Annotated in this window: 25 protein-coding genes and 1 riboswitch; of the genes, 14 read left to right on the top strand and 11 right to left on the bottom strand. The window is 41.5% G+C overall.

Translation table 11 applies throughout. The annotated features are described in order from the left end of the window. Nucleotides 1-745: 745 nt before the first annotated feature. The 6 genes from H5187_RS18925 to H5187_RS18900 are packed head-to-tail and all read right to left on the bottom strand — an operon-like array spanning nt 746 to nt 5,667. Nucleotides 746-2,131: a lipopolysaccharide assembly protein LapB gene (locus H5187_RS18925; RefSeq protein ID WP_182798146.1), complete on the bottom strand. Its 1,386-nt coding sequence runs from the start codon at nt 2,129-2,131 to the stop codon at nt 746-748. Between the two features lie 27 nt (nt 2,132-2,158). Next, the gene (locus H5187_RS18920) at nt 2,159-2,821 is read right to left on the bottom strand and encodes a hypothetical protein (protein ID WP_182740646.1); all 663 of its coding nucleotides are present in this window, start codon (nt 2,819-2,821) and stop codon (nt 2,159-2,161) included. A gap of 1 nt (nt 2,822) precedes the next feature. After that, nucleotides 2,823-3,227 carry a biopolymer transporter ExbD gene (locus tag H5187_RS18915; protein WP_149983262.1) on the bottom strand — a complete coding sequence of 135 codons (405 nt, stop codon included), beginning with the start codon at nt 3,225-3,227 and terminating at the stop codon, nt 2,823-2,825. Between the two features lie 4 nt (nt 3,228-3,231). Next, nucleotides 3,232-3,603 (bottom strand): MotA/TolQ/ExbB proton channel family protein, encoded by a 372-nt coding sequence (locus H5187_RS18910; RefSeq protein WP_145234597.1) that lies wholly within the window; start codon nt 3,601-3,603, stop codon nt 3,232-3,234. Beyond that, on the bottom strand, nt 3,596-4,906 hold the full coding sequence (locus tag H5187_RS18905; protein ID WP_182762262.1) for a MotA/TolQ/ExbB proton channel family protein: 1,311 nt from the start codon (nt 4,904-4,906) through the stop codon (nt 3,596-3,598). The genes H5187_RS18910 and H5187_RS18905 overlap by 8 nt, the downstream gene beginning before the upstream one ends. Next, entirely contained in the window at nt 4,903-5,667 is a 765-nt protein-coding gene (locus H5187_RS18900) for a DUF3450 family protein (RefSeq protein WP_182798145.1), read from the bottom strand. Before H5187_RS18900 ends, H5187_RS18905 begins: the two co-directional genes overlap by 4 nt. A gap of 336 nt (nt 5,668-6,003) precedes the next feature. On the opposite strand from H5187_RS18900, the gene H5187_RS18895 reads away from it, so the two are divergent. Beyond that, a complete protein-coding gene (locus tag H5187_RS18895) occupies nt 6,004-8,184 on the top strand; it encodes a TonB-dependent siderophore receptor (protein ID WP_182718357.1) in 2,181 nt (726 codons plus the stop codon). Nucleotides 8,185-8,271: 87 nt separating this feature from the next. Next, nucleotides 8,272-8,952, top strand: coding sequence for a Fe2+-dependent dioxygenase (locus H5187_RS18890; RefSeq protein ID WP_149983258.1), 681 nt, complete (start codon nt 8,272-8,274; stop codon nt 8,950-8,952). 134 nt (nt 8,953-9,086) lie between these two features. Here H5187_RS18890 and H5187_RS18885 read toward each other — a convergent pair whose 3' ends face one another. Together H5187_RS18885 and galE are read right to left on the bottom strand one after the other, a co-directional pair. Next, nucleotides 9,087-9,824: a DUF417 family protein gene (locus H5187_RS18885; RefSeq protein ID WP_310737473.1), complete on the bottom strand. Its 738-nt coding sequence runs from the start codon at nt 9,822-9,824 to the stop codon at nt 9,087-9,089. Nucleotides 9,825-10,028: 204 nt separating this feature from the next. After that, a complete protein-coding gene (gene galE / locus H5187_RS18880; RefSeq protein WP_149983256.1) occupies nt 10,029-11,042 on the bottom strand; it encodes a UDP-glucose 4-epimerase GalE in 1,014 nt (337 codons plus the stop codon). A gap of 248 nt (nt 11,043-11,290) precedes the next feature. On the opposite strand from galE, the gene H5187_RS18875 reads away from it, so the two are divergent. Continuing rightward, nucleotides 11,291-11,788 carry a DUF3016 domain-containing protein gene (locus H5187_RS18875; protein WP_182794102.1) on the top strand — a complete coding sequence of 166 codons (498 nt, stop codon included), beginning with the start codon at nt 11,291-11,293 and terminating at the stop codon, nt 11,786-11,788. A 45-nt stretch (nt 11,789-11,833) separates the two neighbouring features. Here the strand turns inward: H5187_RS18875 and H5187_RS18870 are convergent, their stop codons facing one another. After that, complete coding sequence (locus tag H5187_RS18870; RefSeq protein WP_182794103.1) at nt 11,834-12,124, bottom strand: prephenate dehydrogenase; 291 nt, start codon at nt 12,122-12,124, stop codon at nt 11,834-11,836. Between the two features lie 71 nt (nt 12,125-12,195). On the opposite strand from H5187_RS18870, the gene H5187_RS18865 reads away from it, so the two are divergent. Continuing rightward, a complete protein-coding gene (locus tag H5187_RS18865; protein ID WP_145234615.1) occupies nt 12,196-12,405 on the top strand; it encodes a hypothetical protein in 210 nt (69 codons plus the stop codon). A gap of 9 nt (nt 12,406-12,414) precedes the next feature. On the opposite strand, the gene epmB is transcribed toward H5187_RS18865, so the two are convergent. Then, nucleotides 12,415-13,428, bottom strand: coding sequence for an EF-P beta-lysylation protein EpmB (gene epmB, locus H5187_RS18860; RefSeq protein WP_182794104.1), 1,014 nt, complete (start codon nt 13,426-13,428; stop codon nt 12,415-12,417). A gap of 40 nt (nt 13,429-13,468) precedes the next feature. Here epmB and efp point away from each other — a divergent pair, with 40 nt between their 5' ends. Further along, nucleotides 13,469-14,035, top strand: coding sequence for an elongation factor P (gene efp, locus H5187_RS18855; protein ID WP_145234620.1), 567 nt, complete (start codon nt 13,469-13,471; stop codon nt 14,033-14,035). 55 nt (nt 14,036-14,090) lie between these two features. Beyond that, entirely contained in the window at nt 14,091-15,065 is a 975-nt protein-coding gene (gene epmA / locus H5187_RS18850; protein WP_145234622.1) for an elongation factor P--(R)-beta-lysine ligase, read from the top strand. Nucleotides 15,066-15,143: 78 nt separating this feature from the next. On the opposite strand, the gene H5187_RS18845 is transcribed toward epmA, so the two are convergent. Continuing rightward, entirely contained in the window at nt 15,144-17,237 is a 2,094-nt protein-coding gene (locus H5187_RS18845; RefSeq protein ID WP_182718364.1) for a TonB-dependent receptor, read from the bottom strand. 120 nt (nt 17,238-17,357) lie between these two features. Here H5187_RS18845 and H5187_RS18840 point away from each other — a divergent pair, with 120 nt between their 5' ends. From H5187_RS18840 to H5187_RS18805, 8 genes are all read left to right on the top strand, one after another. Then, the gene (locus H5187_RS18840) at nt 17,358-17,753 is read left to right on the top strand and encodes a thioesterase family protein (protein WP_182718354.1); all 396 of its coding nucleotides are present in this window, start codon (nt 17,358-17,360) and stop codon (nt 17,751-17,753) included. A gap of 124 nt (nt 17,754-17,877) precedes the next feature. Continuing rightward, nucleotides 17,878-18,279: an META domain-containing protein gene (locus H5187_RS18835; protein WP_281290953.1), complete on the top strand. Its 402-nt coding sequence runs from the start codon at nt 17,878-17,880 to the stop codon at nt 18,277-18,279. 55 nt (nt 18,280-18,334) lie between these two features. Beyond that, a riboswitch (TPP riboswitch) is annotated at nt 18,335-18,446 on the top strand. A gap of 168 nt (nt 18,447-18,614) precedes the next feature. Continuing rightward, complete coding sequence (gene thiC, locus H5187_RS18830; RefSeq protein ID WP_220491364.1) at nt 18,615-20,567, top strand: phosphomethylpyrimidine synthase ThiC; 1,953 nt, start codon at nt 18,615-18,617, stop codon at nt 20,565-20,567. A gap of 85 nt (nt 20,568-20,652) precedes the next feature. Continuing rightward, nucleotides 20,653-21,654 carry an FAD-dependent oxidoreductase gene (locus H5187_RS18825; RefSeq protein WP_182740642.1) on the top strand — a complete coding sequence of 334 codons (1,002 nt, stop codon included), beginning with the start codon at nt 20,653-20,655 and terminating at the stop codon, nt 21,652-21,654. 20 nt (nt 21,655-21,674) lie between these two features. Beyond that, nucleotides 21,675-21,872, top strand: a complete 198-nt coding sequence (gene thiS, locus H5187_RS18820; RefSeq protein WP_145234634.1) for a sulfur carrier protein ThiS — start codon at nt 21,675-21,677, stop codon at nt 21,870-21,872. Between the two features lies 1 nt (nt 21,873). After that, on the top strand, nt 21,874-22,671 hold the full coding sequence (locus H5187_RS18815) for a thiazole synthase (RefSeq protein WP_149983249.1): 798 nt from the start codon (nt 21,874-21,876) through the stop codon (nt 22,669-22,671). Between the two features lie 33 nt (nt 22,672-22,704). After that, entirely contained in the window at nt 22,705-24,240 is a 1,536-nt protein-coding gene (gene thiE, locus H5187_RS18810) for a thiamine phosphate synthase (protein ID WP_182798143.1), read from the top strand. Further along, a complete protein-coding gene (locus tag H5187_RS18805) occupies nt 24,233-25,006 on the top strand; it encodes a HesA/MoeB/ThiF family protein (RefSeq protein ID WP_182732512.1) in 774 nt (257 codons plus the stop codon). The genes thiE and H5187_RS18805 overlap by 8 nt, the downstream gene beginning before the upstream one ends. Nucleotides 25,007-25,122: the final 116 nt, after the last annotated feature.

Raw genomic sequence — 25,122 nt, 5'->3', positions numbered from 1 at the left:
GAAGAAATAGTCGAACAGGTTTCGCAAGCGTGGAATAAATTCATTTCTGTTCCTGATACGGTTAAAAGCATATGCTCTAGAGACTGGATAAAATTGACTTAATCTTTATGCAGATTGGTATAATAGGTTAAAGGAAAAGAATAAGAGCCTAAAGCCTACTCTATACATTTGCTATGTGGCTCTCTACCGCTGTAGGCACCACGACATTGCCAGGATCTAAATTGAGAAAGCCGCTCAGAAATAAAGCGGCTTTTTTACGTCTGGAACAAAGTTAAAACACCAAGCCAAGACCCCATGCCGAACTCACTAGTGACCGCTCTTGCAATCCTATGCTCCACGGCATGTGTATTCCTATTCATCAAACAAACGCTCCTTCACATCCCAGAGCATCTACCTTTAAAGCAATTTGAGTATGGATACTTATTTGGTGTAGTGTGCCTAAGTAATAGTAAAACAGAAGCGCTGAGTGCCCTATCGTCAATAAAGATTTCATGACGCAACACATGGGAATTAATATCAAAAGCGACGCAGGCGGGACGTCATACGGTGTGATCGTTGATGGGTAGTTTATACCAATCGACTTAAATATTTAACCATTCTAGCGAGCTAAATAAAGTGCTAACTGCGTTATAATTTATTCAAGTATAACAACTACATGTCGAAACTTACGCCTTGTTATCACTGTATTTATCTGTCGCTATAAATGGTCAGTAACTTAACACGATTGGTATAAATCTATTAACTATTAACCTTCTCGTTGGATCAGTCCTTCAAGAGCGCGAATGTTGGTGAGTAAGTCTTGCCTTTGTGGGTTGGCGTTAAGTGCTTTTTTAAGCTGGCTTAATGCTTCTTTGTAGTTTTTATTTTCAATTTCAATTTGCGCGAGGCCTAACCATGCAGAGAGTTGGTACTCAGGTAAAGCTTGTGCTCGTACATACATTAACCTTGCTTGTGTCAGTTGGTTTTGTTGCTGATAGATATTTGCCAGGCTTAACAGTGCATCGCCAAGATTTGGGTCGATTGTTAATGCTTTATGTAAACTCTTTTGAGCTTGTTTAAAGTTACCTTGCTCAATTGCTAGCTGAGCGGTATAAACTGAAAACTCTGCGCGGGATTGTTTTGATAACTTATTTATAAAAGGGTTTAGTTGCGAAACGAGCTGCTTGGCTAGCTGCCATTTTTTTTGTGCGATAAGCCAATTTAGGGTTTGCATACTAATCTCGCTAGCTTCTGCTATTTGAGGTGGCTGAGTGCTTGCTAATACATTACTTAACAATTCAACAGAGCGTGAGTAGCTACCTTGTGTAAGATGAAGTTGTGCTGCAAGTAATTGATTACTTGCATTGCTAGGTGCCAGCTTTAAAGCTACTTCAATACTTGCCAAAGCTTGTTCATTGTTGTCTTGTTGTAAGGCAATTTGTGCACGTTGTAGCCAAAGCTCTGGATTGTTAGGGGATGCATTTAATAGCTCTTTTAGCAGAGCTTGGGCTTGACCTAGATCGCCTGCAGCAATTAGTGAAAATAGTAACCCTTGTTGATATTGTGCTTGCTGTGGCTCAAGCATTAATGCCTGACGATAAGCTGCAGTTGCGCTCCAAGGTTGCTCAGCTTGTACATGAATATAGGCAAGTTGTGCATAGACTTGCGCATCAGCTTGGCCAAGTTCAATACAACGGGTTAGATGTGGCTGTGCTTGGTGATAATTACCTTGCTGCATATAGAGCAGACTTAAACCTTGATGAGCTTTAACTAAATCTGGCATGCTTGATAAACTTGCCTTTAACGCCTGCTCAGCTCCTGAAAACTGTTTTAAGGTTAACAAAACTTGGCCACGTAAAAGTTGTAATGCAGGGCTATCGTTACCTAATTCACGTTGCTTAAATAGATCAGCAACAGCTTGGTAGTTACCTTGTTGTAATAGTGGTTTTAGTTGCTGGGCGAAGCTGCGTTCATTAGCTTCGATTTTTATATCTGTTGGGCTCAGTAAATTATTATTGATCAGCATCTGCCAGTGTGGATCGCTTGGCTGTAGTTTTACCTGCAATGAGGTTGCTTGGCTGGCAGTCATATAAAAGGTTAATGGCACGATAGCTAAACACGTTAACCATTTTTTTGTTGTTAATCTTTTCATTGTATTTTCACTTAAATACTGGCTTTACTAAGGTTTAAATTCAATGGGCCAAATAAATCTGGCTCTCACTATTTCACCGTCTTTTTTTGGTGAACTAAACCGACTTTGCTTAATGATCTTATCTATTTCAGGCTTTAGCTCAGGGTACGGGTTTTGTATAACATCAATTAAGCTTAATCGGCCATTTTCATCGATAAAAACATCGAGCTTCACGATGAAGGTACTCACACCTTGGCGAGTTAACTTTTTAGGTAATACTGCTTTTACGGGAGTGAGTAGCGTGGGTAAACCATCTAGTTGATTTAAGCTAAAGGCATCCCAATTAACGTCGATAGATTGAAATTCAGGAGTCGCAATTGGCATATTTGCAAGGGTTGGTTTACTAAGCGAAATTTTACTTTCAATTTTTATATTAATGGCTTGAATAGTTACACCCGCACCTTCGACAACGAGGCTTTGCATCGGCTCTGTCACAGCTGATTGCGTCACGGTTGGTGGCGGAGGTGGAGGCAGTGGCACTAAAGCAACTTCGCGAACGATAACTTTGTCGTTGATAACGTGCTCAGCTATTTGGCCAAGCCAAAGTAAAACTAATGCGCATGCAAGTACCGTTAGGCTCAACATAAAAGCAAAAAACGGATGACGTTTATTCGCTATTGCAGGTTGTGATGCGAGTATATTATTTTGCATATTATTGCTGGGTCGCTAAGTTAACGGTTGCTGCACCAGCAAGTTTTGCTTCGTCTATTACTTTTACTAATAGCTCGGTTGGTACGGTTTTATCAGCTTGGATCACTACTGGTCTTTGCTGTTGTTTTAGCATTTGCTCTACGCTGCTGCGCACACCGGCCACGCCAATTTGACTACCGTCAAAGTAAACCTGCTGACTATCAGTTATGGCAAGAAAAATAACTTGTTGCTCTAATCTGCTTGCTGAGACGGCTTGCGGTTTATCAACCTCGACCCCACTTTCGCGAACGAAAACGGTGGTTACAATAAAGAAAATCAATAGTATAAATACCACATCTAATAGTGGTGACATATCAATATGATGCGCAGATTGTTGTTCTAGGCGTTGTTTTAAACGTGCTTGCATTGGCTTAGCTCGCTTGCTGTTGGATAGCACTGTTACGTGTTACGTACAGCAAGTAAGCTTGCATCAGCCATGCAGGAATTGCGCAGACTAACCCCAGTTGTGTAGTGAGTAGAGCATTACTTATCGCTTCGCTCATTAATTCGTTTTCGCCTTGCGACATCACTTTAAATGTATCGAGTAAACCAATAATGGTGCCTAATAAACCAAGTAATGGCAGCGCAGCGGTCAAAATAGAGCTGACATCGTGCCAGTAACCTTGGCGTTGCAGTTTATATTGTTTTAAATGCAGGATATCGTGCCAAATGAGCTGATAAACAAATAGCGCTAATAGGATGATAAGCCAGCAGATAAAATTATCGAACAGTTGCTCAAACATTTTTCACCTCAAGTTGACTAAGTTGCAGTGCGAACGCTTCAAGTTGGGTGTAATAGGCTTTAGCTTTACGCGATAGTAGCGCATTGAGTACTAATGCTGGTATGGCAACAACGAGGCCAAGCTCGGTAGTGATCAAAGCTTGGGCAATACCACCAGATACCACTTCTGGATCGCCTGAGCCAAATAACGTCATCATTTTGAATGTTTCAATCATGCCACTGACTGTGCCCAATAAGCCCAGTAGCGGTGCTACCGATGCTGTGATCGCGATTGCGCCAATGTAGTTATCAAGCTTGTGTTTATTATGCATCAGCTGATTAAATAACTGGTCATCTCTTATTTGTCCTATGTTGCTATCAACAGAGAGTTGAAACAGTGTTGCTTGCATTCCGCTGAAGCTGTGTTGCTCAGGTTGATCAAACGCAGTTTGTAAAGTCAGCGTCGAGACAGCTTTGATCTTACTAAGGCTAAATAATTGATATGCCTTGAATAGCGCAATTAATAATGCAAAACATGCAAATAAAATGATAGGGATTGCCCATAAGCCACCTTTTTCAAGATGTTCAACTGCACCTTCTTGTTGCGCTTGACTGGCAACTAAGCGGGTTAAACTTGGATCAAATGTTAAAGAAGCTGCGATCTTAGCTGAGTTTGTATTTACTTGTGAGTAAGCGATATCAAATGGGTTATTCTCATCACGTGATTGAACTATAGCTACTTTTGGTACTGCAGCGTTAGCTGCTGATGAAAGCAGGCCGGTTAGTTTTGGCTGTGCAACACTAAACCAAGCCACGGGACCTACTTGTAATGTTGTAGCTGCGGTGAGCTCGCCATTTTTCAATACTATATTTTGTTTTTTAAACTCTGGATATAATGCCGCGGTTTGCTGCTCTATCACCGCGACTACATCATTCAAAAGTGCTTGTTGATCGTTTTTACTTTGCGCTTGCTGAGCGTATTGACGAGTAAATCGGTTGAGTAAATTTAGCCGATATTGCTGTTGTTGTTGCCAGCTATCTAAGCGTGTTTGTAGCTGGGTTAAACTCAATGTGTCTTCATCAGCTAAACGGCGATTGAGTGTCGCTTGCTCACGCTCTTTTTTAAGTGCTTGCTGTTTTTCAAATATCTGTTGTGCCATAGTGGTTTGCTGTTTGGCAATCCGCTGTTGTGCTTTATTTAAAACGCTCTGCGCCGTTTTAATATCCGTTAGCAATTGTTGTTTGGCAGCATCCGCAGTCGCGGCTGTTACTACTTGGCTAAAACTCAGTAGTGTAACAAACCAAAAAGTACAGAATCGTTTCATGGCGTCAGCTCCTTAGCTGCATAGCTAAATACAGGCAAGGTAAGCCAGTGAGCTGCTTGTTTTTTTTCTTGTACAGCGATACCGTGGGCAATTTGCTCGCGATCAATCTCAGTATCAAATTGCCATTGCCAACCTAACTCAGAAGGGAAGCCAATGCCCGCATAACTTAAATCATTACTAACAAACCATGCTTGTGCGGCACCCAAATAAAGCTGTTTTACCCATATTTCTTTACCTTCACTATTACTGATTGCCATTTCATGAATTGAAATTCGGTTTTGAAAATCAGCCAATTGGCCAAGCATTTTTAAAGCAATTTGTAGCTTTTCATTCGCATCTAGGCTTTCGTTATCTAGATCGCCAATACTTTGCCAGCTCGCCAGTAATGGGGGAGGTAATTGTACTTGCAGTGAGCGCAATTGCTGGCTGAGCTGGATTAATTGACTATTGAGCGCGTTTTCATCGGTCTCAAGCTGGCTTTGTTGTTGAATTAGCGCAGTGCGCTTTTCTGCCAGCTCAGAGGTGTTCTTTTGACGATTTTGGTTTAGCTGTTTGAGTTGTACTTGCTCTGCATCAAGTAAGATTAATGTTTGTTGCATCGAGGTTTTTTTTTCTAGCCAATGTGTTTCTAACTCACTAGTTTGTTGTTCTATTTGTAACCACTGATTAACGAGGTTTTCAAGTTCGCTAACCGGATCAGCTAAGCTTGAGAATGAGCTTAGTAAAATAACTGCCCCAACAGATTTTATAAAACGTTGCATATGCTAAGTAATGCCCTAAAAGTAATAACCATTTACAGTACAAAGCCAAGCTCTGGCTTTAACTTTATAAAATTAAAAAACCTTGATTTTTAAGCGCTTAAACTTAATTTTTTACGCCACTCATGCCCCCAAGTTTACTGTGCATTTACAGTCGCGTTACGTAAGTTTAAAAGTGTGAAAAATAGTACAATGATTGATAAAATAATACAAGTGATAACATTTCGCATTTACATTAATATTACTCAGTGCTAGGATTCCGCCGAACTTAAATCAACGTGCTTAAATGACTTGCTACAAAAACAACGTGTTAGCAAGTTCCCTGCTAATGGAGCTAAAATGGGTAAAATGACTAATAAACGCCGAACTTATATAAAACCGCTGGCTGCTTTTGTTACCGCAACTTTATCAACTTGGGCGTCTGCTCAAGGAGCTGAAAATATACAAGAGCTATCAGTAACCAAAGCAAAAACGCAATCGGAACAAAGCTATAAAGTTGAAAAATCATCATCAATAAAGAACACCCAGCCGTTGGTTGATACTGCAAAATCAATAACGGTTATTAACAAAGCTGTGATGAAAGATAGAAATGTAGATAGTTTGCAAGATGCGTTACGTAATGTTTCGGGTATTTCATTGGCGGCGGGTGAAGGCGGTGCGCCAGCTGGTGACAGTTTATCTATTCGTGGTTTTAGTGCTGCCAATGATATTTTTATCGATGGTATTCGTGATATTGCCGGGTACGACCGTGATACTTATAACGTTGAGCAAATCGAAGTTGCAAAAGGCCCAAGTTCAGCAACAACAGGTCGAGGTTCAACGGGTGGTAGTATTAACTTAACTACAAAAACGGCGACGTTGGATGAATTTAATGATGCTTCGCTGCGTTTAGGCACAGAGAGTGATTACCGCGCGCAAATAGATAGTAACTTTAAAGTGGCTGAAACATCAGCGTTACGTGTCAATTTACTGGTTGATAAAGGGGATGTTGCTGGGCGTGATCATGTTGAAAAAGAAAAACAAGCAGTCGCGGTTTCGTTTGCGACTGGTTTAGGAACCAATAGCCGTTTTAATCTTAATGCTGATTATCAGAATCAAGATAATATGTCTGATTACGGTATTCCGTGGGTTGGTTCTAGCCCTGTTGCTGAACTTGCTGGTAGCGAAAATGCAGCGCCACCGGTGAATTTCACTAATTTTTACGGTAACGTATATCGTGATTTTGAAGATATCGAAGCGTATTCAACAACTGCAAAGTACGAGTATGACTTGTCGCAAACAACCACGCTACGTGCCCAAGGTCGCATTGGTCGTGTAGAGCGAAAAGATACAGTGACAGCGCCGCGTTTTATTGATGTAAAAACAACAACTGATATCAGAATGAGCGACGTTAAAAATCGCGATACGCGCAATGAATTGGCTACACTGCAACTTGATTTAGTTGGTGAGTACTATTTTGCTGGTGTAAAACATAATGTGGTTACTGGTGTTGAATTAACTAACGAGACATTTAGCCGTTGGAATGTGACTGCATTGGTAGCTGATAATTTAAAGAACGAACCAGCGCTGAATGACTTATACAACCCAGATGCTTATTTACCTTACACTGGTCAGTATGGTCGTGATGGCACTAGTACTGAAGCGGTTGCTAAAACCCGTGCAATTTATGCATTTGATACAATTACATTTAATGAATATTGGCAATTAACTGCGGGTTTACGTTCAGAGCAGTACGATAGCGATTATCAGTATGATTACAAGGATCCAGCATTAACGATCTCAACTAGCGATACCATGACTAGTTGGAACGCATCTGCTGTATATAAGCCAAGTCAAAATAGCAGCATTTACTTTGGTGCAGGTAACTCGTATAACCCATCGGCTGAAGGCATTGCAGTATCTACTCGTGGTAATTCAAGTGAGTTAGATCCGGAGAAGAGCCAAAGCTATGAGTTAGGCACTAAATGGAATTTACTTGATGATAAGTTGATGACCAGTGCCGCTATTTTTAGAACGGTTAAAACTAATGCGCGCGTGGATGATCCTAATAGTGATCAGCGTGGTGTTGAAGTGCTTGATGGTGAGCAACGAGTGCAAGGTTTAGAGTTGTCTGCAACAGGTATTATCACCGATGAATTAAGTATCATCGGTTCTTATAGCTATCAAGATAGCGAAGTTACTGAATCTACGGTTGATGGTGATGTTGGGCATAACTTGGCTCGAGCACCTAAAAATAGCTACAGTGTTTGGGCTCGATATGACTTTAGCGACGCGATAGCTGCAGGTTTTGGCGCACAATATATTGGTGAGCGTTATAATGGTAATTCAGCGACCAGTCGTAAAGCCGACAGTTATGTTTTGTTCGATATGATGCTTTCTTATCAAGCAACTGAGCAGTTAAGCATTCAGTTTAATGGTGAGAATTTAACGGATGAAGATTATGAAGATAAACTAGGTGGCGGACACTTTATTCCTGGTCAAGGTCGTTATTTTACACTAACGGCTAGTTATTCTTTCTAATTACAAATTAATGTTTGTTGAATAGGTTAAAGCTTATTAAACAGGTTAATGCTTATTAGCCTGTTTTTTTAAGATTTGGGAACTTCCATGCTATTAAAAATACCAGACTTGCTTAGTGCTGATGAAGTCGCTTATTGCCGTAATGTTTTATTGGCCGCGCAATGGACTGATGGCAGTGTTACCGCAGGTTATCAATCAACGAAGACCAAAAATAACTTACAATTACCTGAGCAAAGCGCTGCAGCCAAAGAGCTCGGTGATATAGTTATGGGGGCTCTGGCTCGCAGTGATCTATTTATGTCAGGGGCGTTGCCTGCAAAAATTTTTCCACCTTTATTTAACTGTTACCAAGGTGGCCAATCGTTTGGTATTCATGTTGATAATGCGATTCGACAAGTACCTGGCACACCAGTGAAAATTCGTACGGATTTATCAATGACGTTATTTTTGAGCGAACCAGAAGACTATGATGGTGGCGAACTCGTTATTGAAGATACTTATGGCTCTCACACAGTAAAACTCCCTGCAGGTAGCATGGTGTTGTATCCATCAACCAGTTTACATAAAGTCACTCCCGTAACTCGGGGGCGACGTTTAGCTTCATTTTTTTGGTTGCAGAGCATGGTTAATAGCGATGAAAAGCGTGGTTTGCTATTTGAGTTGGATATGTCGATTCAAAGCTTGCGCGAAAAAGTCAGCGATAGCCCTGAGATTGTTAGGTTAACTGGCGTGTATCATAATTTATTAAGGCAATGGGCACAGACGTAAAAAGGTTGTAGTGATGTGTATTTAAACTCAAAATATAAAAGTATATATTTATAAGGCGCTACCACGATTGGTTAAGTGATAGCGCTTTTTAGATCTTACAATGCACATTATTAAATATGTTATTGAAATAGTAGTTAATTAAGACTCTTTTTTGCAAAGCTAACAATTACCAGTAAATTTGCGATAAACCATAAGTCTTTAATAACAAAAAGGCCTAATCTTGCAAGTAGTGTTGAGCTGTCAAAAGCTCCTTCAGCTGAGAATAAAAATGTCTGCGTCATTAAAAATACGGCACTGCAGCCAAAAGCCGCAACATAAATGGCTAATGGATGCTTTTTAATGATAGCCAGAGCGAGTGCTAAAGCAAAAAAGATGTCGTACGCACCAATTAGATTAGACGCTGTTTGCACTGAAAATAAGGTATATAACCAAGACATAAAAATAGAGGTTGATACCAGTGATATAATTCCATTTGCTTCAAACTCGTAAAATTTCATACCACCAATCCAAATAAGCACTAATGCAACAGGAAAGAAGTTCAAAATTGCCATGCCTTGAGCTGACAAGCGCTGCGGTTTATAAAGGTAAATAGCGAGAGAAACAAGTGCGGTGTACTTAATTATACCTTGCCCAGAGCCTATAATTGGGAAGCCACCTAAGTCAGTCATCCAGCGGCTTTCACTTAATAAGGTAACAAGCGGTATAACGGCAACAGTGATCAGGCTAACAAAAGCAGGGGTCTGAAAACGTGATTGTTTTAAACTTAAAATAATAAATAAAGCGGTTACTAAAAAAGCCACTCCTGCGAGTATTGATTGCCCAGTTTTAGGGATTACATTGGCTAATTGATAAAAATTGAAAATAGCATGCACATTATTTACCCCTGCTCCTAATAAGAGACTAAGACCCAATAGCGATAAGCTAATAATTAGCAGTGAATGAATACTGAAACGAGTATAGGTTGGTTGCATTTTTTATAGGTGATTAAATATAGATACTGTAAAAGAGTGGTAAACGAGACTTTTTATTTCAAAAAATATAAAAAAACCAGCTTATTGAAGCTGGTTTAAGTTTAGCTATTTATACCCATTTGGGTTATTACTTTGCCAACGCCACGTATCTTGCATCATCACATCGATACCACGCTCTGCTTGCCAATCAAGTTCACTAAGGGCTTTTTCAGGCGCAGCATAACAAGCTGCAATATCACCTGGGCGACGAGGTGATACCTGATACGGAATATCTTTACCACAGGCTTTGCTAAATGCGTTGAGCATTTGTAGCACCGAATAACCATTACCGGTGCCAAGATTGTAAACATGGGCACCGGTATCTTGGTTTATTTTATTAAGTGCCTTTAAATGACCAAGCGCTAAGTCAACAACATGGATGTAATCACGCACACCAGTACCATCAACCGTATCATAGTCATCGCCGAAGATACCCAGCTGCTTTAATTTACCCACTGCCACTTGCGCGATGTAAGGTAATAAGTTGTTTGGAATACCATTGGGATCTTCACCAATTAGGCCTGACTCGTGCGCACCTACGGGATTAAAGTAACGCAAAATTGCAAATGCAAAGCGCTCATCTGATTTAGCGATGTCTTGTAACATCATTTCAACCATCAGTTTTGATGTGCCGTACGGATTAGTAGTGCCACCTACCGGGAAATCTTCTTGAATTGGCAGGCTTGCTGGATCACCATATACTGTTGCCGATGAGCTAAATACGAGTTTAAACACACCTGCATCGCGCATAGCATCAACGAGAGTCAGCGTACCTTGCACGTTATTTTGGTAATACTCAATGGGTTTCACCATTGATTCACCGACAGCCTTTAAACCGGCAAAATGAATAACACTCTCAATTGTATGTTTTGCAAACACGCTGGCCAAAAATGTTTTATCAAGGATGTCACCTTGATAAAAGTGCACAGTTTTACCAGTGATTTTTTTTACACGCTCAAGTGATTCCACACTCGAGTTGCTTAAATTATCAATGATAACAACATCATTATCTTGTTGTAATAATTCAACAACAGTGTGTGAGCCTATGTATCCCGCGCCACCTGTTACTAAAATTGTCATGAAATCTCCATATATAAGGTGAAGGTGTATAGTTGTAATTTCATCATAAATAGCACTTCAATACATGCTTTATCTGATCTTTTTGTTGCTCCATGATGTTACGGTATCAATTAATCATAGTTAACTGGTGTCTGGTTACATGTTTTACGTAAATGATAACAATGATGGTGAATAGTATTAAGCTATAGTTAAGTTGTTAATGCTATTATTTCAACTACATTAGCCCACGGGCATTTTGGAGATAGACAATGAATACATTTAAAAAAGTAGCGATGGCTATGTTAGTTATGCTGCCGGTATTTTCTCAAGCAGGAGAAGCTGTCGTTAAATGGCAAGACTTCAATGACTACCGTGATGTACGTCCTTCAAATGAACCTAAAGGCTCATACCATAAACATGTAGCGAGCAGTTTCGAAAAGCACTTTAATAAACTGGCAGAAAAGTTGCCCGAAGGATATAAGTTTAATGTTGAAGTGACTGAGCTGGATTTAGCCGGTGATGTACGCTTTGGCGGTATGAATGATTTACGTATTGTAAAACCAATTTATTTTCCACGCATTGAGTTTCAATATTCGGTTACTGATAAAGACGGTAACGTGATTAGTCAAAGCGATAAAGTCGAATTAAAAGATATGGGCTTTATGGATAAAATTAAAATGGGCCGTGATGAACAGTTTTACTATGAAAAACGTTTGATCACTGATTGGTTTGATAAAGAATTACTGCCAGTTGTCACCCCAAGCTAAATTAACAGTAAAAAGCGCTAAAGTTTAATGTTAGCGCTTTTTTAGTTACTTGAACGTTGCGAGTAATTGCAGTAACTGTTGTAATTTAATAACAGTGGTTTTTAGCTTTTCTTCACTCAAACCTTCTGAACTTAAGCTTTCTACATCTGCAGCTACATCTAACACATAAGGTTTGAAGCGTTTTGCTTCAAAGGTAAAACCAGCATCGGCAGGAAATAACGCTGTAAATTTACCTAAGCCTTGTTGTTGCAACTCATCTAATTTTTTATCTGCGTCAAGTGACTGACGATAAACAATTTTTAAGTTGGCATTGAGTTGTTCAATAATTGAATCCATTTTTTTCCTAAAGCTTTAGACCGCAATGCCGATATAATACGGGTAATAAACTAAAAAGTCAGGTATGAGCTATGAATATATCAGGTGGAAATCTACCGGCCATGAGTGGCGCGGGTCAAAGTGGCGAAGTATACAGCGCAGCATTGGCAAAAAAACAGCAAAAAGCGGATGGTGCAGCAGCACTGGCACTCATTGAAGGTGCCGCTAGTTCGAGCGCTGCACAAACGCCAGCAAAATCAGTTACAGCTTCGCTTGGCAATAACGTTAACGTATACGTTTAAGCCTTGTGTTTATAAAAGCTTGAGGTCAATCGGCGTTTTACTTTTTTGACCGCCGATTTCGCGCATCAGCTTTGGTACTAAAAATCCTGGCAATGCGATAAGCATTTCGGCAATGATTTTGCGTGCCTGTGATTCGTTGATATCAAAATGACTCGCTCCTTCAACTTTATCAAGTAAATATAAATAATAAGGCAGTACGTCGGCATCAAATAACGCTTCGCTTAATGCGACTTGCGCTTCGCTGGTATCATTTACATCTTTTAATAGCACCGCTTGATTGAGCAATGTGACACCTACCTTTTTGAGTTTTTGCATTGCCACTTTAAAATCATCATCAATCTCGTTGCCATGGTTAATGTGATTAATAAACACAATTTTAAGTGGAGACTTTGCAAAACGTTCGCACAATTGGTCAGTAATGCGAGATGGGATCACCACCGGTAGGCGGCTATGAATTCGCATTCGTTTAATTTGTGGTAATTGTTCAAGCTCATCCATAAACCAACTAATTGCGTCGTCTTTGGCCATTAACGGATCACCACCACTTAAAATCACCTCGTTAATATTAGCATCCGATTTTATGTAATCGAGCGCTGCAATTAAGCTGCGTTTATTTAGCTGATTTTCTTGGTATGGAAAATGGCGACGAAAGCAATAACGGCAATTAACGGCGCAACCAGTTTTAAACATCACTAAAACTCGGGATTTATATTTATGTAATAATCCTGGTTGAGCGTTGTTTTGCTCTTTTAATGGATCTTTATCAAAACCTGTTTTAGCGATAAACTCTTGGTGGCGCGGCATGACTTGCAGCAGTAATGGGTCATTTATATCGCCATAACGCATTTTTTTGATAAAAGGCACAGGCACACGTACCGGGAAAAGAGCTCGTGCTTTGAGGTCTTTTTCGTCGGCCATGCTTGATAAACCTAGCATTTCTAGCAAGGTGCTTGGGCAAGTAACAACATTAGCTAATTCTTTTTGCCAGTTTATATGCAAATTTGCTTCATTTCTTTGTATCATTGGTAGGTAGATTACTCGAAATTATTAGATAGAGGAAACGATGGCGAATTATAGCACCAACGAGTTCAAGGGCGGCCTAAAAATTATGATGGACGGCGAGCCTTGCAGTATTTTAGAAAATGAAATGGTAAAACCTGGTAAAGGCCAAGCGTTTAACCGTGTTCGTATTCGTAAACTTATCTCTGGCAAAGTACTTGAAAAAACTTTTAAATCAGGTGAGTCAGTAGAGGGTGCTGATGTAATGGATACCGATCTTGCGTATCTTTACACTGATGGTGAATTTTGGCATTTCATGAATAACGAAACATTTGAACAAATCGCAGCTGATGAAAAAGCGCTTGGCGATGCTGGTAAATGGTTAGTTGAAAATGATGTATGTACTATTACTTTGTGGAACGGCAATCCAATAGCTGTTGCACCACCTAACTTTGTAGAGCTTGAGATCACTGAAACAGATCCTGGTCTTAAAGGCGACACAGCAGGTACTGGTGGTAAGCCAGCAACGCTAAGTACTGGTGCTGTTGTGCGTGTACCATTATTCGTACAAATCGGTGAAGTAATTAAAGTCGACACCCGTAACGGCGAATATGTAAGCCGTGTTAAGTAACTTTAATATAGCTTAATAAATCCCAGCTTAAGCTGGGATTTTTTTTGGAGAAAATATGTCAGCAGATCTTTGGCAACCAAGCGCACAAGTAAATACTTTGGCACAACGAGCCGCAATTTTACGCACTATTCGGGAATTCTTTTACCAACGCCACGTTATGGAAGTTGATACGCCTAGTTTAAGTGCAGCGAGTGTTACTGATGTTCATTTAGCGAGTTTTAAAACGCAGTTTATTGGCCCCGGTTTCGCTAAAGGCTTACCGCTTTACTTACAAACATCACCAGAATTTGCCATGAAGCGATTATTGGCAGCCGGCAGTGGTGCTATTTACCAAATTTGTAAGGCATTTCGTAACGAAGAGGCGGGCAGCCATCATAATCCTGAGTTTACTATGTTGGAATGGTATCGCCCTGGGTTTGATGAGTTTGCGCTGATGGATGAAATTGATGAATTAATGCAGCTTATCTTAAATGTTCCACCTGCAGAGCGTTTAACCTATCAAGATGCTTTTACCAAAGCATTAGGACTTGATCCGCTCAGTGCCACTATTGAACAGTTACAAACACTTGCCTGTGAACAGGGGTTTGCTGATATCGCTAAGCATGAAACCCACCGTGATACGTTACTACAATTATTATTTTGTATGAAAGTTGAGCCAACAATTGGCCAACAAAAACCTTGTTTTATTTATCATTTTCCTGCATCGCAAGCCGCACTGGCGAGTATTTGTGAGCATGATATTAGAGTCGCTGGGCGGTTTGAGCTTTATTATCAGAACATGGAGCTGGCGAATGGTTTTAATGAGCTCACCAATGCACAGGAGCAAGCTAAACGTTTTACTGAAGATAATGCATACCGCAAAGCGAATAACTTAACACAAGTGCCTATGGACACCCGTTTAATTGCCGCTCTTGAGCATGGTTTACCACAATGCGCAGGAGTAGCATTAGGGGTTGATAGGTTAGTGATGTTAGCAACGCAAAAAAACACGATAAAAGAAGTCATCGCGTTTGATGTAGGCAGGGCTTAAAAGGCTCAAGATTCAAGGTTAAGAAAAGGTAAAAGTAATCTAGCTTTTACCTTTTAACTTATCCCTTGAAACTCGTTTTTATAACTCGTAGATAAATGTGACGCCGGCAACCATTGGTTCGCCAAGCTGAGTGTATGTATGAGTTGCATACCCTTCGCGTGGGTCGTTACCAAATTCAAAACCACGTGTAGGTACTTCTTCATCAAACACGTTACGTGCCCAAGCGCGAATTGACCATTGCTCAGCCTCGTAACCAGCAGTTAAATTAACTAAATTAATGTTCGGTGCCTGCGAGTTGTGGCTATCTGAGAAGTAATAATTATCTTTACCTTCAATGCCGATTGTAGCAAATAACTCATCAGTAAAGTTATAGCGAGCCGTGAATGCATACTGGTATTTAGGCGCTTGTGATTGCTCGCGACCATCTTGATCTAGACCAGATTGAGCGACAAAGTCATTGATTTTAGTATGTAAATAACCAGCGCTACCGGTGAAAAATAAGTCATCAGTTAATTGGTAACTGCCTTCAATTTCAAGGCCGTAATTCTCTCCTGAGCTGGCGTTATCAATATAACCAGTAAACTTTTGGTCTTCCACTTTCCAGGCTTTTAACTGCATATCTTCGCGATACATATAAAAGGCCGCTAAGCGCAGAATAAATTTCTCATCTAAAGAGCTACCTTTAACGCCAAATTCACCACTCCATAGGTACTCTGGTGCGAAACTAGTGTGGTTTTTAAAGAAATCAGCATCAAGATTTAAACCGTCATCTTTCGCTTTGGCGAGTGCTTCTGAGTTAATCCCTCCTGCTTTGTAACCACGAGTTAGGCTGGTATAAATCATGGTACGGTCAATGACTTGATACTCAAGGGCAAGTTTACCACCGACCATCACATCATCAGTACTTTCAATAAAACCATTATTATCGGTGTAATCACCTTGGTATTGCTCAACGCGTAAGCCTGTTATTAAGGTGGTTTTATTACCAATCGGCGTTGCTAGTTGGCCGTAAATTGCGGTATTACTAGTTTCATAAGTTGAAGCGAATGGAGCTGCAAGCCAAGTGTATTGGCGTTCTAAATCAACATTACGGGCTTGATAATAAAGTCCCGTAACCCAGTTACCACCTTTGCCATTAAATTGCAGTTCAGCAGCCTGGTCTTGACGATCTCGAAAGTAGCTATCGGTTGAGCTATAACCATCGGGGTGCAGTCCTGCACCGCATAACTGCGGCTTATTAATATCGTTACATACCCAGTCTTCATCAAAGCTATAAACTAAATCACTATCAATACCTGATAAGTTTAAACTGACATCAAACCAATCAAAGCCAGTGTAGATGTTGGCAAGACCTATCGCGATACTTTCTTGGTTATCTTGGCCTGGGTTATCGGCTACACTATTACGGCTATTATCAAGCGTAAATGCATCATAGCCGTTATTGATATCAATATAATGAACGCTTAATTCTGTGCGAAGGTGATCTGTAAGTTGGCTGTGTAGTTTAAAACGACTAACCAGTTCATCTTGCTGTTGTGTTGACTCGTTTAAATATAGGTTATCAACATAACCATCAGACTCACGTTGATAAATACTAGCGCGCACTGCGGTGCTGTCTGTAATACCAATACCTGCGGCAACACCGGCTTCATAACTGTTGTAGTTACCTGCGCCTAGCTGCACTTTGACGCTTGGATCAAAAGTTGGATCGGCTGATTCCATTTGGATCATACCAGCCATACCATCAGCACCAAAGCGAGTACCTTGCGGACCGCGATAAATCTCAACTTGGTTAACATCAAACAGTAATGAACTACCACCTAACCCTGAATAATTAATGCCATCAATCACTAAGCCAACAGAAGGGTTAATAGGGTCAACAAATTGTGAGCGTAAACCAACCCCACGAATTTGGATGTAACGGCCACGAGAAGCACCAGCGGTAAAATTTACGTTGGCAGCACTGGCAAGCATTTCGTCTAGAAAACTAGCGCCTCGGTCATTAATTTCGCGTTCGCTAAATAAACTGGCACTGGCACTAAGGGTTTGAATGCTTTCTTTTTGAAAGTCTCCGGTGACGAGTATTTTTTCAAGATCAGTATCTTCAGCAAAAGCTGGGGCGCTTATCAAAGGTAAAAGCGCGGCAGTAATTAAAGACAGGCGTAGTTTCATTCTATTACTTAACTCCATTTTAAGGACTTGCATGATAGCAACTATTCTCATTAAAGTCGTGATACCAGTTATATTTATGTGCTATAAACGCGCACAGTATACATAATAAGGAATACAAATATGACCTTTAAAGTTGACTTTAAAGTACGCGACTACGAATGCGATTTACAAGGCATTGTAAATAATAGTGTGTATTTTAATTACCTAGAGCATGCGCGCCATGAGTTTTTGCATGCGAATGGGGTTGATTTTGCTCAGCTTACTCGCGATAAAATTAATTTAGTCGTAATGCGTAGCGAGATGGATTACAAGCAATCACTAATGCCCGGCGATGAGTTTTATGTTGCTGTAGAGCCTGAGCGTATTAGTCGCTTAAAGTTTGGCTTTCGACAAACCGTGGTACGAAAGCATGATGAAAAAGTGATGTTAAAGGCACTGGTGATTGGCACCGCGGTGAATGATCTAGGTCGGCCATTTTTGCCCGAGCAAGTTGATCTACTATTTAAGTCTGAGTAATTTTCCGGTGCCACCTTTTTTACTATCTTAGAACATTTTTTTACATTAAAAACATGCATTATTAACGGTATAAACTGTTATTTATTGTTATCATGTTGCAATTGAGTTTTAGGTTAGTAATTACATGAAATTAGCAGCAATCCCGATGCTTATAATCGGTTTATGTATTGGCTGCTCATCGACAGGGACAGTCACCAGTGAGCAATTAAAATACACTAAGTGGCAACTATCACGGGTTGATGGTTTAGCAATCCCTGCATCATATTCAGCATCATTAAGTTTTATTGAAGCCCTGCAAGTCAATGGCTTTGCTGGTTGTAATAAATTTTTTGGTGAAGGTCAACTTGATGATAATCATTTAACGGTGAATAAATTAGGTATGACCCGTAAATCATGCGGAGATAAATTGGACGAGTTTGAACAGCAGTTTTTAAATGCGTTAAAGCAAGGTGTGCCACTGCAAATTCAAGATCAACAATTGGTTTTAAATGGCGAGCAAACATTTGCGTTTATTCCCGCAAGTTGATCTCTTGCAGGCTCGCAATATCTAACGTACACTCGTTAGCGAACAATATATAGAATTTTACTTGTCGGAGTGCCTTGAGTTTTTAACTTAAAGGCTGAGATCGCGAAAGCGGGATCCGTGAACCTGATCAGGCTAACACCTGCGTAGGGAACAAGCTGCCTAAAACGGGTGCTTGTGCGCCAGTTTTGGGCATAAGCACTGTGGCTGCCAAGGTTGGTAGTGCTTTTTTGTAACACCAATCTACGATCCATGTAGCATTTGCTACTCTCTATTGCGTTGCTTTTTATCGCACAGCAGTATCTGACAAGACAACCCTTTTAGCAATGAGGTAAGTCATGTCAAACACATCAAATAAACCGTCTCGCCGCGAAACTCGTGCGGCTGCATCAGATTATATTTATAACCTTACTGGGCAACCATTTCCAAGCTCACACAAAGTTTATGTACAAGGTACGCAAGATAATGTGCGTGTTGGTATGCGTGAAATTACTTTGAGTGATACCTTTATCGGTGGCACCGATGAAAACCCAGTGTACGAATCAAATGCACCACTGCGTGTTTATGATACGTCAGGCCCATACACAGATCCTGATTTTACTCTAGATGTTCGTAAAGGGCTGGATAAGTACCGCGAACAGTGGATTGAAAGCCGTGGCGATACTGAAATTTTAGGCTCAGTCAGCTCGCAGTTTTCTCAGCAACGCATGGCAGATGAAGGCCTTGATCATATTCGTTTTGAGCATCTCCCAAAAATTCGCCGCGCTAAAGCCGGTAAAAATGTCACGCAAATGCATTATGCTCGCCAAGGTATTATCACACCGGAAATGGAATATGTCGCAATTCGTGAAAACATGGGCCGTGCGCAACTTCAAAAAGAGTTATTAGCACAGCAGCACCAAGGCGAGTCGTTTGGTGCGAGTATCCCTGAGTTTATCACTCCTGAATTTGTGCGTGATGAAATTGCCCGTGGTCGTGCGATTTTACCTAACAACATTAATCACCCAGAAACCGAGCCGATGATTGTAGGGCGCAATTTTTTAGTGAAAGTGAACGCTAATATTGGCAACTCATCAGTTAGCTCATCTATTGAAGAAGAAGTTGAAAAAATGGTCTGGTCAACCCGCTGGGGCGCTGACACAGTTATGGATTTATCAACGGGTCGTTATATTCATGAAACTCGTGAATGGGTAGTACGTAACTCACCAGTGCCAATTGGTACAGTGCCTATTTATCAAGCGCTTGAAAAAGTAAATGGGGTTGCCGAAGATCTAACGTGGGAAATTTTCCGCGATACTCTAATTGAACAAGCCGAGCAGGGGGTGGATTACTTTACTATTCACGCTGGGGTGTTATTACGCTACGTTCCAATGACGGCAAAACGTGTCACTGGGATTGTGTCGCGCGGCGGTTCAATTATGGCGAAATGGTGTTTAGCGCATCATAAAGAAAACTTCCTTTATACTCATTTTGAAGATATTTGTGAGATTTTGAAACAGTACGATGTATGTTTCTCATTAGGAGATGGCCTGCGTCCTGGTTCAATTGCAGATGCCAACGATGACGCGCAATTTAGTGAACTGCGTACGTTAGGTGAGCTGACCAAAATCGCGTGGAAACACGATGTACAAGTGTTTATTGAAGGCCCAGGGCATGTGCCAATGCATATGATCAAAGCCAATATGCAAGAGCAGCTTAAGCATTGCGACGAAGCACCTTTTTACACCCTTGGCCCGCTGACAACTGACATCGCCCCAGGCTATGACCATATCACCTCTGGTATTGGGGCTGCGCAAATTGCATGGTATGGCTGTGCAATGCTGTGTTATGTCACACCAAAAGAGCATTTAGGCTTACCAAATAAAGAAGACGTAAAAGAAGGGCTGATCACCTATAAAATTGCCGCTCATGCCGCCGATTTAGCCAAAGGTCATCCCGGAGCGCAAGAGCGTGATAATGCGTTATCAAAAGCGCGTTTTGAGTTCCGCTGGCATGACCAATTTAATATTGGTTTAGACCCTGTTCGTGCTCGTGAATACCATGACGAAACACTGCCACAAGAATCTGGCAAAGTAGCGCATTTTTGCTCTATGTGTGGGCCAAAATTCTGCTCAATGAAAATCACCCAAGAAGTAAGAGAATACGCTAAAGATCTAGAAGCCAGAGGCATAGATCCTAACAACGTAGGTGATGCTATTGAGATCAAAATGGTCGATGTTGAAGCCGAGATGCAAGCTAAATCAGCCGAATTTAAACAAAGCGGCTCAGAGATTTATCATAAAGCGGTTTAAAAACTAGTTAGCGAGTTAGAGAGTTGGCGAGTGAAAAGCTCGCTAACTTTACTCTTGTAGCTAGAAAACTGAATTAAGGATTCTCATGTCTTACAATATTGCGGTGGTGGGGTTTGGTTTAACGGGCCGTTTAACGGCGCTTGAGTTGAGTTTACAGCATCGGGTAACTGTTTATGAAGCGGGTGACGAACAAGCGCTTGATAGTGCAGGAAGAGTGGCAGCGGCGATGCTTGCACCACTGGCTGAATCTGTATTCTGCGAGCAAGACTTGGCCTTGATGGGGCTGGATTCAATAAAGCGTTGGCCGAGAATTTTAGCGCAACTTGATGAAGCGGTGTTTTTCCAACAGCAAGGCACACTTGTGGTTGCACACCAGCAAGATAAAGGTGACTTACAAAGTTTTATACTGCGTTTAAAGCCTTTAGCTGAACATCAAGGACATCAGTTAACAGGGGCACATATTGCTGAATTAGAGCCAGAGCTTACAGGGCGTTTTAACCAAGGTGTGTATTTACCTTGCGAAGGGCAAATTGATAATCAGGCTTTTTATCAAGCTAGTTTTAACACTCTAAGGCAGCGTAATGTGAGCTTTAAGTTTGCACAACAGGTTGATGTAACATCGCTAAATCTACAGCAATCGTTTGATTATATTATTGATTGCCGTGGCCTTGGCGCTAAAAGCGCAGCGTGTAAGCTACGCGGAGTGCGTGGTGAAGTAGTGCGTTTGTACGCCCCTGAGGTTAATTTAACGCGGCCAGTGCGGTTAATGCACCCGCGTTATCCTATTTATATTGCTCCGAAGCCAAATCATCAATACGTAATTGGCGCGACAGAAATTGAATCACAAGATAAGGGGGCTGCCACTGTGCGTTCGACTCTTGAGCTGTTGTCAGCAGCGTACACAGTACACAGTGGTTTTGCTGAGGCGCGAGTGTTGAATATTCAAACCGGCCTGCGTCCTGCATTTAGTGATAATCGCCCGCAGGTTTCCCAGCAGCAAAATGTGATCAGCATTAATGGCTTATATCGTCATGGTTATTTACTCGCACCGAGTTTAGTGGCCGATGCCATTGCACGGATAAAATAAGGCTTATTATGAAAGTAAGTATGAAAATAACAATTAATGGTCAACATTTTGAGTTAGCAGATAACGCCAATATAGCCCAAGGTTTGACGCAGTTTGCAGCAAAAGAGCCTTTTGCAGTGGCGCTTAATGGTCAATTTATACCGCGTAGTCAATGTGATACTACCTTACTTAACGAAGGCGATAGCATTGAATTACTGTCACCGATCCAAGGTGGCTAATATGAGTAGCGTAATATCAGATAGTTTCAGTATTTATGGTGAGCAGATCACTAGTCGGTTATTAATTGGCTCAGCACTTTATCCATCACCTGCGGTTATGGCCGATTCGATTGTTGCCTCTGGCGCGCAGATTGTTACTGTGTCATTACGACGTCAACAAAGTGCCGCCGCAGGAGATGACTTTTGGCAATTGATCAAAGATACGGGCTTAAAAATTCTACCCAATACTGCAGGCTGTCACAGTGTCAATGAAGCAATTACACTGGCACAAATGTGCCGCGAAGTGTTTGCTACCGATTGGATAAAACTTGAGTTGATTGGTGATGATTATAACCTGCAACCAGATCCATTTGCATTACTGGAAGCGACACAGATTTTATTAGCCGAAGGCTTTAAAGTATTACCTTATTGTACTGACGACTTAGTGTTATGTCAGCGTTTAGCTGATGCAGGGTGTGAAGTACTGATGCCGTGGGGAGCGCCTATTGGCACAGGTAAGGGCTTGTTAAATAAATATAACTTAAAAACTATTCGGGAGCGCTTACCCGATACCACATTGATTGTTGATGCTGGCCTTGGCTTACCATCACACGCCTGCCAAGCGCTTGAATTAGGTTATGATGCGGTGTTATTGAATTCGGCTATTGCAGGGGCGGGCTGCCCTGTTACCATGAGTCATGCATTTAAAGCAGCCGTTGATGCGGGTCGTTTTGCTTACCGAGCAAAGGCGATGCCAGAAAAAGACGTCGCTGCGCCATCTACGCCCACTATGGGTATGCCATTTTGGCATCAACAGTAATAAATGAAGTAAAAAATTAGGAAATACGTAACTATGAATCATGTTGTTTGGACAATTGCTGGCTCTGACTCTGGTGGTGGTGCAGGTATTCAGGCGGATATTAAAGCGATGCAAAGTTTTGGCGTCCATGGTTGTACAGCGATCACCGCATTGACTGCGCAAAACAGCCTAGGCGTTGAAGCACTTAACCCGATTTCAACCGATGTTATTGAGTCGCAATTACTCGCCCTTGAAAGCGACATGAAAGCCCGTGTTATTAAAATTGGTATGCTTGCCAATGTGCAGCAAATTCAATTGATCAGTGAGCATCTAAAACATTATAAAGCCACTTGGCCGGTTGCGCCTTTGGTTGTATATGATCCGGTGGCCATTGCTAGCAGTGGTGACTTACTGACAGAAGAAGATACCGTTAGCGCAATTAAAGAATGCTTATTGCCGCTGGTGGATGTGATCACCCCCAATACCCATGAAACGCAGTTGCTCACTGGGATATATTTAATTGGTCCCAGTGCTGTGATCGAGGCTGCGCAAAAGCTGCAAAGCTGGGGCGCAAAAGCGGTGCTGATCAAAGGTGGCCATTGGGATTATCCAAGCGGATATTGCATTGATTACTGCAGTGATGCCAGCTCTTATGGCAGTAATGAATATTGGCTTGGTAACGAAAAAATTCAAACGCCGCACAGCCATGGTACCGGTTGTAGTTTGGCGTCAGTGATTGCAGCGTGTTTAGCGAAAGGTTACCCGCTTAAAGATGCCTTTATTTTAGCCAAAGCCTATATAAATCAAGGCTTAAAAGCTGCGGTTCGTTATGGTGAAGGAATTGGCCCTGTGGCACAAACGAGCTTTCCCGATAATCTTGATGATTACCCACAAGTCATTGAAGCGGGCAGTTGGCTGGGTGATGAGCTGGATTTTGAACAACCAAACGAATTTACTATGGCGGCAGGTTTTACTGAGTGTGAAAACAAACAGCTTGGTTTATATGCGGTGGTTGATAGTCTCGATTGGTTAGAAAAGTGCTTAGCGCAAGGCGTTAAAACTGTACAACTGAGAATGAAAAACGCCAGCGAAGAAGAGCTTGAACACGCTATTGCTGCGGCGGTCACACTTGGTAAAAAGTACGATGGCAATGTGTATATCAACGATCATTGGCAGCTGGCGATCAAACATGGCGCCTATGGTGTGCATTTAGGTCAAGAAGATTTACTTGAGGCTAATCTGGTGGCCATTAAAGAGTCGGGCATGCGTTTGGGGATTTCGACCCATGGTTTTTATGAAATGCTGCGCGCTCATAATTACCGCCCGAGTTATATGGCGTTTGGCGCTATTTACCCAACCACGACCAAAGATATGACAGGGCAAATTCAAGGGCTTGAAAAGTTAAAGCATTTTGTGCCGTTAATGAGTGATTACCCAACGGTAGCTATTGGTGGCATTGATTTAGCACGAGCGGGCGAGGTTGCTGCAACCGGTGTTGGCAGTGTAGCTGTTGTTAGGGCTATTAGTGAGGCCAGTGACTATCAACAGGCGATTGCCGATTTACAAATGGCTATTAATAGCAATGAGTGAGGCAATAAAAGGATCTTTATCTGACAAAGAGCAGTTACGTTACAGTCGTCATTTAATGCTTAAAGAAGTCGGCTTTGAAGGGCAATTAAAGCTCAAAGCCGCTCACGTTGTGGTAATTGGAGCGGGGGGGTTAGGCAGCCCCGCATTACTGTATTTAGCTGCGGCTGGCATTGGCGAATTAAGCTTGTTAGATGATGATAAGGTTGAGCTTTCAAATTTACAGCGCCAAGTGCTCTATAAAGTAAATCATTTAGGGCAAGATAAGGTCAGCGCTGCGGGCAAAGTATTAAGCAGCTTAAATAATCAAATCAAGATCAACACAGTAAGTGCAAAACTAACCACTGAAAATGCTGAACAAGTTTTTACTGGCGCAACCTTAGTACTTGATTGCAGCGATAACTTCAGCACTCGCTATGTAGTAAACCAGCAATGCTTGGCACTGGGTATTCCACTGGTGTCGGGGGCGGCAATAGCGAGTGAAGGGCAGCTGATGTGTTTTGATTTTCGCCAGCCACAGAGCCCTTGTTACGGGTGTATATTTGGAGCACAACCGCAACAGCAAGCGCTTAATTGCAGTAACGCGGGCGTGCTTAGTCCGTTGTTAGGTGTCATTGGCTCGATGCAAGCACTGTTGGCAGTTAATATCTTGCTGGGCCATCATCAAGGCAGTCAGTTTATTCGTTTTGATGGACTAAGTTTAGCGCAGCAGCAGTTTAAATTAACTAAAGCGCCCGAGTGTACTGAGTGTGCAGGGGAAAGAGCTTAAATAAAAAACGCGGCATGACTGCATTAGTCGGTCCGCGTTTTTAATTAAAATGAGTTATAACTTAATTATTAATTAGGTATTAATCATCAATCATCAATCATCAATCATCAATCATC

The sequence above is a fragment of the Pseudoalteromonas sp. SG44-1 genome, assembly GCF_014164315.1.
Classification (GTDB): domain Bacteria; phylum Pseudomonadota; class Gammaproteobacteria; order Enterobacterales; family Alteromonadaceae; genus Pseudoalteromonas; species Pseudoalteromonas rhizosphaerae.
Note: the sequence above shows the minus strand (reverse complement) of the source record. Positions and strands in the feature narration are given on the sequence as shown.

Bases quoted from the DNA above. Each gene is read 5' to 3' on its own strand.
- H5187_RS18910 (WP_145234597.1), bottom strand. From the start codon at position 3,603: ATGTTTGAGCAACTGTTCGATAATTTTATCTGCTGGCTTATCATCCTA.
- efp (WP_145234620.1), top strand. From the start codon at position 13,469: ATGGCGAATTATAGCACCAACGAGTTCAAGGGCGGCCTAAAAATTATG.
- thiE (WP_182798143.1), top strand. From the start codon at position 22,705: ATGAATCATGTTGTTTGGACAATTGCTGGCTCTGACTCTGGTGGTGGT.
- H5187_RS18815 (WP_149983249.1), top strand. From the start codon at position 21,874: ATGAGTAGCGTAATATCAGATAGTTTCAGTATTTATGGTGAGCAGATC.
- H5187_RS18925 (WP_182798146.1), bottom strand. From the start codon at position 2,131: ATGAAAAGATTAACAACAAAAAAATGGTTAACGTGTTTAGCTATCGTG.
- H5187_RS18870 (WP_182794103.1), bottom strand. From the start codon at position 12,124: ATGGATTCAATTATTGAACAACTCAATGCCAACTTAAAAATTGTTTAT.
- H5187_RS18845 (WP_182718364.1), bottom strand. From the start codon at position 17,237: ATGAAACTACGCCTGTCTTTAATTACTGCCGCGCTTTTACCTTTGATA.
- H5187_RS18890 (WP_149983258.1), top strand. From the start codon at position 8,272: ATGCTATTAAAAATACCAGACTTGCTTAGTGCTGATGAAGTCGCTTAT.
- H5187_RS18805 (WP_182732512.1), top strand. From the start codon at position 24,233: ATGAGTGAGGCAATAAAAGGATCTTTATCTGACAAAGAGCAGTTACGT.
- thiS (WP_145234634.1), top strand. From the start codon at position 21,675: ATGAAAATAACAATTAATGGTCAACATTTTGAGTTAGCAGATAACGCC.
- H5187_RS18875 (WP_182794102.1), top strand. From the start codon at position 11,291: ATGAATACATTTAAAAAAGTAGCGATGGCTATGTTAGTTATGCTGCCG.
- H5187_RS18905 (WP_182762262.1), bottom strand. From the start codon at position 4,906: ATGAAACGATTCTGTACTTTTTGGTTTGTTACACTACTGAGTTTTAGC.
- galE (WP_149983256.1), bottom strand. From the start codon at position 11,042: ATGACAATTTTAGTAACAGGTGGCGCGGGATACATAGGCTCACACACT.
- epmB (WP_182794104.1), bottom strand. From the start codon at position 13,428: ATGATACAAAGAAATGAAGCAAATTTGCATATAAACTGGCAAAAAGAA.
- H5187_RS18920 (WP_182740646.1), bottom strand. From the start codon at position 2,821: ATGCAAAATAATATACTCGCATCACAACCTGCAATAGCGAATAAACGT.
- H5187_RS18835 (WP_281290953.1), top strand. From the start codon at position 17,878: ATGAAATTAGCAGCAATCCCGATGCTTATAATCGGTTTATGTATTGGC.
- H5187_RS18840 (WP_182718354.1), top strand. From the start codon at position 17,358: ATGACCTTTAAAGTTGACTTTAAAGTACGCGACTACGAATGCGATTTA.
- H5187_RS18895 (WP_182718357.1), top strand. From the start codon at position 6,004: ATGGGTAAAATGACTAATAAACGCCGAACTTATATAAAACCGCTGGCT.
- thiC (WP_220491364.1), top strand. From the start codon at position 18,615: ATGTCAAACACATCAAATAAACCGTCTCGCCGCGAAACTCGTGCGGCT.
- H5187_RS18915 (WP_149983262.1), bottom strand. From the start codon at position 3,227: ATGCAAGCACGTTTAAAACAACGCCTAGAACAACAATCTGCGCATCAT.
- H5187_RS18825 (WP_182740642.1), top strand. From the start codon at position 20,653: ATGTCTTACAATATTGCGGTGGTGGGGTTTGGTTTAACGGGCCGTTTA.
- epmA (WP_145234622.1), top strand. From the start codon at position 14,091: ATGTCAGCAGATCTTTGGCAACCAAGCGCACAAGTAAATACTTTGGCA.
- H5187_RS18865 (WP_145234615.1), top strand. From the start codon at position 12,196: ATGAATATATCAGGTGGAAATCTACCGGCCATGAGTGGCGCGGGTCAA.
- H5187_RS18900 (WP_182798145.1), bottom strand. From the start codon at position 5,667: ATGCAACGTTTTATAAAATCTGTTGGGGCAGTTATTTTACTAAGCTCA.